The organism is Nonomuraea sp. NPDC049784 (assembly GCF_040659615.1).
GTDB lineage: Bacteria > Actinomycetota > Actinomycetes > Streptosporangiales > Streptosporangiaceae > Nonomuraea.
This window is the reverse complement of the sequence record NZ_JBFAMX010000392.1, coordinates 1-9,625: the sequence shown is the minus strand read 5'-3', so window position 1 is coordinate 9,625 and position 9,625 is coordinate 1. Positions and strand designations below refer to the sequence as shown.

Sequence of the window (9,625 nt, the reverse complement as noted above, 5' to 3'; positions counted from 1 at the left end):
TCCCATGACGGCGCGTAGTAGCGGCGGGCCCAGTCGGTGGTGGCGGCGGGGCCGGAGATGCAGATCGCGGCGTTTGCGATCCGGACGTGGACGGCTGTGGCGTCAGCCTGCAGCGTCATGGGCGGGCTCCTTCTGTGTCTGCGGTCAGGTCGGTGAAGGCGGCGGCGAGTTTGGCCGCCGCGGCGTGCAGTTGAGTCGTCTCCTCCGTGGACAGATCATCTTCCGCCCGTCGACCTCCGCCCGGGCCTCCACGCTGACCTTGCCCCGTTCGTCCTTCTCACCTCCGAAGACGCGGCGCAAGACACCACCGCTGAGTGGACAGCGACCGCCACCAACATGAACGGGACCATGAGAGGTCAACTGCTCATCGGCCATGATGAGCCGAAGTCCTTCCTTCAACTGTTCGCCACAGATCCGCGCGCCAACCATCACCTCGACCCCTGACACGACCTCGAGAGGAAGCCTGGCATCTTCACGCAGCCGGTCCTGGCTTGTTACGTGGTCGGGCATGAGCGAGAACTTGTCGGTGGCGTCCGGCAAGCTGAGTCCATGACTGGTGTCTCTCCTCATTGTGCTGGTCAACGGTGTCGTTTACGCCGAGGTCGTGAACGACTGCACGGTGTTGAGCAGGGCGTGACGATCGTTTCCTGGATAGGACTCGTGGTTCACAGCACCTCGAATCAACGTCCCGCACAACGCCTTTTGAAAGGTCTTTCATGACAGCCGATCAGCCGCCCACCTACCCGAGGTGCCACGGCGTGCCCGTCGCCATGGATATCACTGCCTATACGCCCGCTCGCGGCCGACTGATCACAGTCCATGGCTATGCCGCGGGCAATGCTCTGAGGCCGCGTCTGGCTCTGAGCACAATGAACCTGTCGGGAACGTGGTTCCCCTCCACCGGTCGACGCCTACTGGCACCTCATCAACACCCCTGTGATGGTCTGCTCGTTGCGCACGTCGTTTGCACGGGGACACCAGTTGCGGTCCGGCTGCGGGTGGACGCGGCCAAGGCGACCATGATGCGCGGGTAACTTCCTTACAACGTTGTCAACGCCGACGGTTTGGAGCGTATCGACCAAGGACGGAGGGTACGGTAATGACATGAGCGCGCAGCCCGTCGAGGACACACCGCCGTACGACCCGGCCGTGATTCTGCGTGCCCTGCCGCCTGACAAGCGCGCGCACTTCCTCTCCTTGTATGAGAAGGCGGTCGAGGCCGCTCGCCGCCCCGATCAGTACCACCGCCTGCACGAGTTGCTGCACATGTGGTCGCTGAAGGCCAAGATCTACGACAACAACCCTGCGTTTGACCGGACGCCGGAGGAGATCCTTGCTGGGCTTGGCGACGGTATCTCTCTCCAGGAAGCGATCCCTGACTGGGAGCAGCGACTGCGCGCGGCCCGCAGCCGGTGAGTTACCGGATCGAGCTGGCACCCTCGGCACTCGCCAAGCTGGGCGACTTTCCCGATGATGCCATGGCCGCTCTGGTTGAACGGTCGGCGTTGCTGCTCGATGCTCCGTGGGACGCATTTCCCGTGTATCCAGGCCGGTTGGACTTCCGTGAGACCACCTTTGGCGCCTTCGGGATCTTACGGTTCATGGTCGATGACGACCGGGAGTTGATCCGTGTCTACGAGATCGTGTGGGCTGGGTGAGGGTTATCTCCTGAGCGGATCACAGAAGCCCGCGGGGTGCGACGTCGGCTTTGTACACTGCCGGGGGTGATGCTGAAGCGTTGGGAGCCCCCAGCGTGCGGGGGCGAGGGTGAAGGCGGCACGTCCATGCGTGATCAGGCGCTGGCTGCTGCTCGCCAGCGCCGCAGGATGTCCTCGTCGTCACGGTCACCGTGCCAGGAGGTTTCCTCGTCGATCGCGTGCGGCAGCCAGTCTCGGTAGTCCGGGGCATCGGGTGCGATGTCCCGGGTGCCGTCGATGCGGGTGCCGTCGCGCAGCACGATGGAGGCAGGGACGCGAAGGACGCCGCCAGTCAGCATGATCGCGGTCATATGCTTCATCCCCTCCGTCTCATCTGTCACGGTTCCCTGCCCAGCATAGCGTCCTGGCGCGCCGTCGGCAGGGGTGCTGCTCAGCCGATCCCATATCGCCCCGCGAACCAGGTATAGGCCTGCTGGGCGGCATGTTCGTCGCCGAACAGCTGGATGAGACGCCGCGCCCTCCGGATGAGCACGCAGGCGAAGGCTTCAGCGAACAGCTCGGTGACCGTCTCCCGGTAGAGCGGAGCTAGGCGTTCGGCGCTCATGGCATGCAGGCTCGTCCAGAACGGGCCTTGGGACGGCATGTGGTCCATATCGTCGGTCGCGTGCCCCAGCTCGTGGCCCGCCACGCTCACCGACGGTGACGGTACGCTGCCCACCCCGATCGCGCGCCTTGTTGGGTCGTAGACGCCGGCGCTGCGCTCCCACCCGCCCTGCTGGACGGGTAGCGGGATGCCCCGCAAATGCTCGAAGCCTGATAAGTCCGGCACGGCCCCTGGCCCCACGATGATGCCGCCGTGCAGATGAGCGGCCAGCCGGGTGCCCAGGGCGTGCGGCACCGCGGACAACGTCATGATCGCCAACAGGGTTTCAGCAGGAGGGAACGTGCCAGGATCCCACGCCCTATGGACGCGGTCTTCGAGCGCGCCGACATGAAGCCAACCCGGCCGTCCTCTGCTCTGGCTGGCCACCCACGTCCTTTGGTCATCGCTCTGGCACCGGCCGACGTACTTGGCGCATGAGGTGATGGGAGAGAGCCTCGCAGGTGCACCGGCACAGTCGTTGATCGTGAACTCTAGCGGCCGGCGGGTCGCGCCGCATCTACCACTCCAGCTTCCAGAAGTACTCCAATGCCCACCGTTGCGTTCGAGAGTGGCGCGGCAGAAGGAGGATTCAATCGGATCCGCGCCCTGGGAAGGCATGCATCGCCCGGTCCCTCACGATGGACCCTGTCCGCGCCTACGACCTGATCTGGATGCTGTCGGCCGGCGGACCGGGCCGGGAGCTAGCCGTCCGGGAGCGAGTCGTGAGGCAGCCGGTGCCGGCCGCATACTGCCACTGCTGCCCCACCAGGTCGGCGAGCATGCTAGAGGCCGTCGTTATAGCGATGCGACCAGGCTTGACTGTGGCGACGTCGGTCGTTTGGCCCAGGCCCCTCAGCGGCCATGGCCAGCGCCGCGGCCATGGCGACCGCGATTCGCGCGGTGAGAACACCACGGGATGCCCCCGTCTCCGCGCCGATATCGCTTCACCCGCGCGCGGGACCACATCGCTGGCCCACGACATCAAGGTTCAGTTCATACGCCCTTCATCCACGGACCGGCATTCGGGAGAGTCGCCACGCTGGCAGGGTTCGATTCCGGCTCGTGGGCCGGCCTGCGGGCAGCCCACGACTGCGCGCGCCGGTATCTGAATGGCCTCAACCGATGACAGGATCACTGAGCACAACCGCCCAGCCGTTTTCACCACCTGTTCCACGCTGATCGCGTCGTCTCGCTCCCACTCACCCAGCAACGCGGGAACCATTCCCGCCAACGCCGCCATCATCAGCCGTAGCTCTGTCTCCCGCCACTCCAACCGGTCCCTCAACGTCCCCTTGAGGATCATCACCAGCGGATCTGCCCACGCCTGCCGCCCTGCGAGGTGGCGCATCTCCACATGAAGCAGCCGATAGATCCGCCGATCGCTGGTCACATGCTCGACATACGCGCGCACCGCCGCATCGGCCAGCGCGCACGCCTCATCGGAGGTTGCCTCAAGGCGCCGCACCACTGCCGTGACCGCATCATCCAGGCACCGGCTGATCACGGCCGTCAGCAGGTCTTCCTTCGTCTTGAACGACCGGTAGAACACCCGCAACGAGATCTTCGCCCGCGTGCACAAGCGCGCAATGCTCACGTTGGTAAAACCTTTGTCGGCGAAGACTCCGTACCCGATCGCGATCAGCCGCTCCCGCCGCTCCCGCTCGCGTTGCTCGGCACTCTTACCGGCGTACGCCCTTCCCATTCCAGCCTCTTTCGTCATATCGCTCTGGTCGCACACATAGTGGAGCCCTCGGCCAACCGCAGTGCGGGACACGACTGACGATCGGCAATCGGCCAAGGACTTCCCGCCAATCGGCCGCGCAACGGCGAAGTTTGACGGCGATTCCTCTATCCGGCCCGCACCGGGGCCCCTGCAGAAAGGGACAGGGGCTCGCCCCCTGCGGTGGGGTCCCCGGCGCCAGGCCGCCTCCGGCACCGGAGGTGTTCAGCACCCCGTAGAAGTGAGGGGGACGACAAGACTGTCGCTTCCTCAGACTCCTACGGGGCTGTCTACGCGGCTCCGCTACGGCCCTCTACGGCAGACAGCCGTTGCGCATCCGAAGCACGTGGCGGCAGCGTGGGCGGCGCGCCCATCCAGTACAGGCCGACGTCCCACAGGGCGTACCTGCCGACCGCGTCCACGAACCGGTCCCAGACCACCTCAGGGATCTGGAACACCTTCGGCCTCCACCCAGACGGCGCATTGCCCGCGTTAAACCCTTCGTCGATCTCGAACCGCACCCATCCAGGCTGGTCAGGGAGCTTTTCCGGGGTGTATGAGCCTGCCTTGACCTTCTTCGCGAAGCTCACCCAGGCGCCCAGCCGGACCATCATCCGCGACTGCCACCAGCGGACCACAACGAACGGGCCGCACGGATCACGCCGCGCCTCCACATACCCCGGCTCACTCTCGAACCCGGGGCCCTCCGGCTGTCCCTCCCCGGCATCCGGCATGCCGGCCGCGCTCCTGTCGCTCATGAGGCGCCCTCACCGTCGATGCTCGGAGCCGTTCCGGACAACCGCTGCTGGCGAGCCTGGTGGAAATACACCAGGCGACGCACCGCCGTCTCCATCGCCGAGCACGGGCACCACGTGTATGTCCACCGCTCACTCGTCTTGTCCAGGCACCAGCGGAAATGCCACCCCTGCTGCCCCCACTCACACCACACCGCCAGCCCGACCGACCAGATCCCCACCAGTGCTACACCCTCACACTCGGAGATCTTCGACTCAATCCCGTACCGCCTCAGGTGTGCCGCCAGCGTCTGCGCGTGGCTTGCGGCCGGGCTGTCCACCCCGGTCCTCGCCGTCATGGCTTCCTCCCGACCCCGCCCACGAATTCCGCCCTGGCGGCATCGCTTTCGACATAGGGATCCTCCGGATCGGCACCCCGCTGCGGCACCCGGACCACTCCCGGAGACACCGCCTCGACGCCGCCAGCCGCGAACAGGTCCTCGACCTGTTCTTCGGTGCGCAGCACCACTGGAGCGGATGCCCCCCGGTACGCCGCGGCCGCCGCCGCCGTCTTAGCTGTCTTGATCACGTGTGTCAGCACGAGGTAACTGCCCGGGACGGTCACGCGCATCAGCGTGCTGACGACCCCGTGAGGATCTTCGGCATCCGTCACAAAGTGCAGGCTCGACATCAGCAGCACGCGCACCGGCCGGCCGAGGCCCAGCAGTCCTGACGCCGTGGCGAGAATCCGCTCGCGACGGCGTAGATCATCCTCCATCATCACGGTGTGCTCACTGGTAGCCAGCAATGCCCTCCCAAGCAGGACCGCGACCGGGTCATAGTCGACATAAACCGTCCACGCATCCGCGTGAACGTCTTGAGCTACCTCATGCACGTTGCCCATCGCGGGCAGCCTCGTACCGAGATCAAGGAGCTGGCGCACCCCCGACTCAGCCACGAACTGCACCGCCCGGCCCGGGAACGCCCGATTCGCCTGTGCGCACAACGCCGCATCCGGGTTCAGCCGCAGCGCTTCCAGGGCCGCCGCCCGGTCCGCCCCGTAGTTGTCCTTGCCGCCGAGGAAGGAGTCGTACATGCGCGCGCCATTCGGCAGATGCGGATCAATCGCTGGGGATCCACTTCGCTCGGGACCATGCTTGGACAGCGCGTCCAGCTCCGGCCAGCCATTCGTTGCAGGGAGCATGGCTCGACCGTTGCGGATCTACCGGCGACGTCTCTACGTCGCGCGAGCGTCACTTTTCGACATCTGACGACATTGCGCGCCCGGGTCTGGCGCTCTTGTCACCCGGTGGGCGTTACTGGTAGCGCAGACCTATCCGAGACCGGAAAGGCAATCATGGCATACGCGACATTGCTCGCATTGCTGGCGGCCGAGCGCCATTGGACACCTGAGGACGCCGTCACCGAGTTCCAGGCAACGGCTCGGCGCTTGGGCAGCAGCTACGCCCCAAGTACCCGACAATGGGAACGCTGGTGCGCCGGTCAGATCAAGCGTGAGCCCCGTCCTCTGTGTCGCAGGGTGCTTGAAGGGATGTTCGATCGCCCTGTCGCCGATCTGTTTGGCCCGCCGCCGATCGCCGCGGCGGTCGCTCATGGGAGATCCCGCGGCGGGACATCCTCGACATCATGCCATCCTGTCCTGGAGCCCGGTCCGTCACAGATTGATGAGGAAATAGCTCAAGTGGCCGACGACTCAGCCCGCTTCGCCCGACGTATCCGCGGTGTCGACGAGCATGCGCTCGACCAGTTCGACGCTGATGTGCGTCAGCTTGCGATTGACTACCTCAGACGTCCGCCATACCTCACGTTCCGGCGCGTGGCCGAGCTTCGTTCTGAGGTCTTCTCCATCCTTGACGACCGTCATCCGCTGGACCAGGAACAGCGCCTTTACCGCATCGCCGGCCAATTGTGCGGTCTTCTCGCTCACGTGAGCGCCGACCTTGGACACCCTCACGAAGCAGAGACTCACGCGCGCACCGCGCTCGTTTGCGCCAAGATCGCGAATGACGATCCGTTGCGTGCTTATGTCCGATGGGTGCAATCCAACGTCGCTTACTGGCGCGGAGACTATCGGCAAGCCGCTGACATCGCGCACGCGGGACGCGAGCATGCCACCTCGGGCACAGCGCTTCTCAGGCTCACCAGCCAGGAAGCACGAGCGCTGGCTGCCATGCGCGACACCTACACGTTCGACCGAGCGATCGGCGCAGCCCGTGATGCCCGCGACCAGGCCCCAACTGCTGCCGAGCCAGGTGTTTTCCGGTTCAGCCCGGGCAAGGCCGCCTATTACGCAAGTGAAGCGTACTGTGCCCTAGGCCGCCGTGGCGATCTCAGCGAGGCCAAACAGCAAGCCCACGAAGCGATCCAGCTTTTGACGATGGACCCCGACAGCCAAGGCACGGAGCTTCTTGCCGCAGCCCACATCGACCTGGCAGCCGCCCATCTGGCAGCCGGCGAGGTAGACGGATTCGCCGAGCACTTGACTCCTGTCCTGCAGATCGCCCCTGAGCACCGCACAGTGCCGGTGGTTCAACGAGTGCAGAGAATCGCTGCCGGCCTGACAGCGCAAGCGCAGGGGCGTATCGCCGCCGAGCTGAACGAGCGCATTGAGATGTTCGCCCTCCATCATGCCGTCACCCCGCAGCTTCCTGCCGCACCTGAGTAAGGTCAGAAGATCAGCAACAGGAGGTAGGACTTGGCCATTCAGGTGAGCGTCTGTGGACCACGTGACTGTACCGAGGAGGACCGGCGTCATGCCCACGAGGTAGGCCGGCTGCTCGCCGAGCGCGGCGCGGTGGTCATCTGCGGGGGATACACCGGAGTCATGGCAGCCGTAGCCGCCGGAGCCAACGCCGCAGGCGGCACAGTCGTAGGCATCCTGTCGCGTGCAGACCGCGAAAGCAGCAACCCTGACCTGACCATTGTCATCCCCACCGGCATCGGGGAGGCCAGAAACAACGTCATCGTCAATTCCGCAGACGCGGTCATCGTCATCGGCGGGTCCTGGGGAACCCTTTCCGAACTCGCCCTCGCCATGCGTCGCGGACGTGTACCAGTCGTCCAGCTCGGAGGATGGCGTCTCCACGATCAGCAAGGCCAGCCCGTTCCCGGTCTCAGGTACGCGAGTAATTCTCACCACGCCCTAGAGCTCACGGGCTTGTTCTCCTAACTTCCGAACCTCCCGCAACGGCTCACGCTTCGGCTGGACGAGCTCGGGGCCGGGCCGGGGGATTGCGAGGCAGAGACGAGTCGTCTTCGCGATCCAGCTTTGGCGGGGGGTACCCGGCCGCCGAGCGTTCTGTGCCTCACGCTCGACGCTGCCCTTGTCGCTCGTGGGCTCCTTCCGGGTCGAGCGGACCGCGGACAAGATTGCCGCGATGGTGGAAACAGACACCCCGCGGATGTGCCGAAGTTAAGAGAGCCGCCTCGGGGAGGGTCACCCCCTCTGGCCGCCCGCCTTTGAGCGGCTCCTATGAGCGATCAACTGTTGGGGCGTGGGCACTATCGCCACACTTCACACACCGCGACCAGAACGTTACATGACATCACAGGAGGCACGAGAGACGATAACGGCACCCCCAGTGCCTTCAGCGAGGAACGCGCCCTATATGCACGAATCCGCCGCAGCTCTCAGACTCCTGATCATGAGGGCGCGTCAAGCCGTGCAGGAGATGACAGAGGAAATCGAGCGCGCGAAGTCCCACGGGCTTGCCGTGCTCCACGAAGGACAGCTGGCGGATCAGATCGGGCAACGTCGCCGGTGGATGTAGGACGGGCTGCGGGCCCTGGCCGCCTACCAGCAGGCCCTGGCCACAGGAAATGCTGCCGAGTCGGCCATGCTGCTGGTGACGATACAAGTACTTCAGGCGCTGTGGCACGAACGCGGCAGGCTCGGCGTCGGGCTCAGCGCCAGCCTGAGCAGGCGCAGCACCGGCCGGTCGGGCATGAGCGTGATGATGACTCGCCGCAGGCATCCTGATGGGCCAGGCGACATGAGTGCCACTGGGATCGGCAGCGCTGGCGGGTGACCGTCTCTCACGGACCTGCTGCCACCGTCTGCTGTCGACGATCGTGCAATGAGGAGCGCTGCAAAAGGTGGGGTGAGCTGGCCGTCAGTGACAAGGCTGGCCATGGTGGCGGCATAACCGATGAGATGAGGGCCCTTGCGCTGGTTTGCGGTGCCGTCGGCGGCGTGCGCCACATGGGCGGCTGGTGAGCTACTGAGTAGCATGGCCGGACTGTTCCGTTGCGCGCGCGTCGAAGCGGAGGGTGGCCGCCGATGATCCCCACACTGCACCGAGCCAAGGGCAGTGCCGCGCTAACGGGGCGAGCAAGCCCGGCGAACGTGGCCCTTTCGGCCCGTACGGAGAAAGTGCCGAGCACGAGATCTACCACGACCAAGATGAGCTGCCGGGTCCACAGGCCCCCTGCCCAGGACCTGGCGGCGACGTCCGCGCCTCCCCATCCACGAATGCACGATGCAGCCTGCTCCGACCGCCTCCGTATTGTCGGCGATTCGCCCGAGGGGTGACGGTCACATGGTGGGCGAACGCCGCGGACGGCAAGCTCATGGCGATCGCCAACCCTGCCCAGACCTTTGGTGACGTCCCCGGCCGGGGCATCTTCGCGAAAGTCGGTCAGCCGGCACGCCGCTCAGCTGTCATGATCAGCAGGTGAGACAGCGTGCGACGCGCCATCTCTCCGGGGAATCATCCAGCCGGGACGTCGGCGTTCCCTTGCGGAACGTTGCAGGGCCAGCAGCGGCCTCCACGCCCCCCAGTCCCCCGGGCGGCGCCGCCCAGGGGCAGCGCCACCCCCGATCAAAGCGTGGCCCCGTCGAGAACGGAAG

At 65.7% G+C, this 9,625-nt stretch carries 13 protein-coding genes; 4 read left to right on the top strand and 9 right to left on the bottom strand.

Translation table 11 applies throughout. The annotated features are described in order from the left end of the window. Nucleotides 1-144: 144 nt before the first annotated feature. On the bottom strand, nt 145-540 hold the full coding sequence (locus AB0J09_RS44535) for a hypothetical protein (protein ID WP_360705305.1): 396 nt from the start codon (nt 538-540) through the stop codon (nt 145-147). A 564-nt stretch (nt 541-1,104) separates the two neighbouring features. Here AB0J09_RS44535 and AB0J09_RS44530 point away from each other — a divergent pair. Further along, a complete protein-coding gene (locus tag AB0J09_RS44530) occupies nt 1,105-1,416 on the top strand; it encodes a DUF6247 family protein (protein WP_360705302.1) in 312 nt (103 codons plus the stop codon). Continuing rightward, a complete protein-coding gene (locus tag AB0J09_RS44525) occupies nt 1,413-1,658 on the top strand; it encodes a hypothetical protein (protein WP_360705300.1) in 246 nt (81 codons plus the stop codon). The genes AB0J09_RS44530 and AB0J09_RS44525 overlap by 4 nt, the downstream gene beginning before the upstream one ends. A gap of 134 nt (nt 1,659-1,792) precedes the next feature. On the opposite strand, the gene AB0J09_RS44520 is transcribed toward AB0J09_RS44525, so the two are convergent. The 7 genes from AB0J09_RS44520 to AB0J09_RS44490 form a co-directional block, all read right to left on the bottom strand. Continuing rightward, nucleotides 1,793-2,008, bottom strand: a complete 216-nt coding sequence (locus tag AB0J09_RS44520; RefSeq protein ID WP_360705297.1) for a hypothetical protein — start codon at nt 2,006-2,008, stop codon at nt 1,793-1,795. A gap of 80 nt (nt 2,009-2,088) precedes the next feature. Beyond that, a complete protein-coding gene (locus AB0J09_RS44515) occupies nt 2,089-2,571 on the bottom strand; it encodes a hypothetical protein (RefSeq protein WP_360705294.1) in 483 nt (160 codons plus the stop codon). Between the two features lie 718 nt (nt 2,572-3,289). Next, nucleotides 3,290-4,003: a TetR/AcrR family transcriptional regulator gene (locus AB0J09_RS44510; protein WP_360705292.1), complete on the bottom strand. Its 714-nt coding sequence runs from the start codon at nt 4,001-4,003 to the stop codon at nt 3,290-3,292. Nucleotides 4,004-4,311: 308 nt separating this feature from the next. Further along, the gene (locus AB0J09_RS44505; protein ID WP_360705289.1) at nt 4,312-4,779 is read right to left on the bottom strand and encodes a hypothetical protein; all 468 of its coding nucleotides are present in this window, start codon (nt 4,777-4,779) and stop codon (nt 4,312-4,314) included. Beyond that, nucleotides 4,776-5,114, bottom strand: a complete 339-nt coding sequence (locus AB0J09_RS44500) for a hypothetical protein (protein ID WP_360705286.1) — start codon at nt 5,112-5,114, stop codon at nt 4,776-4,778. The genes AB0J09_RS44505 and AB0J09_RS44500 overlap by 4 nt, the downstream gene beginning before the upstream one ends. Beyond that, a complete protein-coding gene (locus tag AB0J09_RS44495) occupies nt 5,111-5,959 on the bottom strand; it encodes an SAM-dependent methyltransferase (protein ID WP_360705283.1) in 849 nt (282 codons plus the stop codon). Before AB0J09_RS44495 ends, AB0J09_RS44500 begins: the two co-directional genes overlap by 4 nt. Nucleotides 5,960-6,469: 510 nt before the next feature. Continuing rightward, nucleotides 6,470-6,703, bottom strand: a complete 234-nt coding sequence (locus AB0J09_RS44490) for a hypothetical protein (RefSeq protein WP_360705281.1) — start codon at nt 6,701-6,703, stop codon at nt 6,470-6,472. Here AB0J09_RS44490 and AB0J09_RS44485 point away from each other — a divergent pair, their 5' ends adjacent. Continuing rightward, the gene (locus AB0J09_RS44485; RefSeq protein ID WP_360705278.1) at nt 6,704-7,441 is read left to right on the top strand and encodes a hypothetical protein; all 738 of its coding nucleotides are present in this window, start codon (nt 6,704-6,706) and stop codon (nt 7,439-7,441) included. It begins immediately after the preceding gene. A gap of 30 nt (nt 7,442-7,471) precedes the next feature. After that, nucleotides 7,472-7,945 carry a TIGR00725 family protein gene (locus tag AB0J09_RS44480; RefSeq protein ID WP_360705275.1) on the top strand — a complete coding sequence of 158 codons (474 nt, stop codon included), beginning with the start codon at nt 7,472-7,474 and terminating at the stop codon, nt 7,943-7,945. A 693-nt stretch (nt 7,946-8,638) separates the two neighbouring features. On the opposite strand, the gene AB0J09_RS44475 is transcribed toward AB0J09_RS44480, so the two are convergent. Continuing rightward, nucleotides 8,639-8,770: a hypothetical protein gene (locus tag AB0J09_RS44475; RefSeq protein ID WP_360705272.1), complete on the bottom strand. Its 132-nt coding sequence runs from the start codon at nt 8,768-8,770 to the stop codon at nt 8,639-8,641. Nucleotides 8,771-9,625 lie beyond the last annotated feature (855 nt).

What these genes read in the sequence shown, in the direction of transcription:
- AB0J09_RS44530 (WP_360705302.1), top strand. Translation starts at nt 1,105, where the DNA reads ATGAGCGCGCAGCCCGTCGAGGACACACCGCCGTACGACCCGGCCGTG.
- AB0J09_RS44520 (WP_360705297.1), bottom strand. Translation starts at nt 2,008, where the DNA reads ATGACCGCGATCATGCTGACTGGCGGCGTCCTTCGCGTCCCTGCCTCC.
- AB0J09_RS44515 (WP_360705294.1), bottom strand. Translation starts at nt 2,571, where the DNA reads ATGACGTTGTCCGCGGTGCCGCACGCCCTGGGCACCCGGCTGGCCGCT.
- AB0J09_RS44510 (WP_360705292.1), bottom strand. Translation starts at nt 4,003, where the DNA reads ATGGGAAGGGCGTACGCCGGTAAGAGTGCCGAGCAACGCGAGCGGGAG.
- AB0J09_RS44505 (WP_360705289.1), bottom strand. Translation starts at nt 4,779, where the DNA reads ATGAGCGACAGGAGCGCGGCCGGCATGCCGGATGCCGGGGAGGGACAG.
- AB0J09_RS44500 (WP_360705286.1), bottom strand. Translation starts at nt 5,114, where the DNA reads ATGACGGCGAGGACCGGGGTGGACAGCCCGGCCGCAAGCCACGCGCAG.
- AB0J09_RS44495 (WP_360705283.1), bottom strand. Translation starts at nt 5,959, where the DNA reads ATGCTCCCTGCAACGAATGGCTGGCCGGAGCTGGACGCGCTGTCCAAG.
- AB0J09_RS44475 (WP_360705272.1), bottom strand. Translation starts at nt 8,770, where the DNA reads ATGTCGCCTGGCCCATCAGGATGCCTGCGGCGAGTCATCATCACGCTC.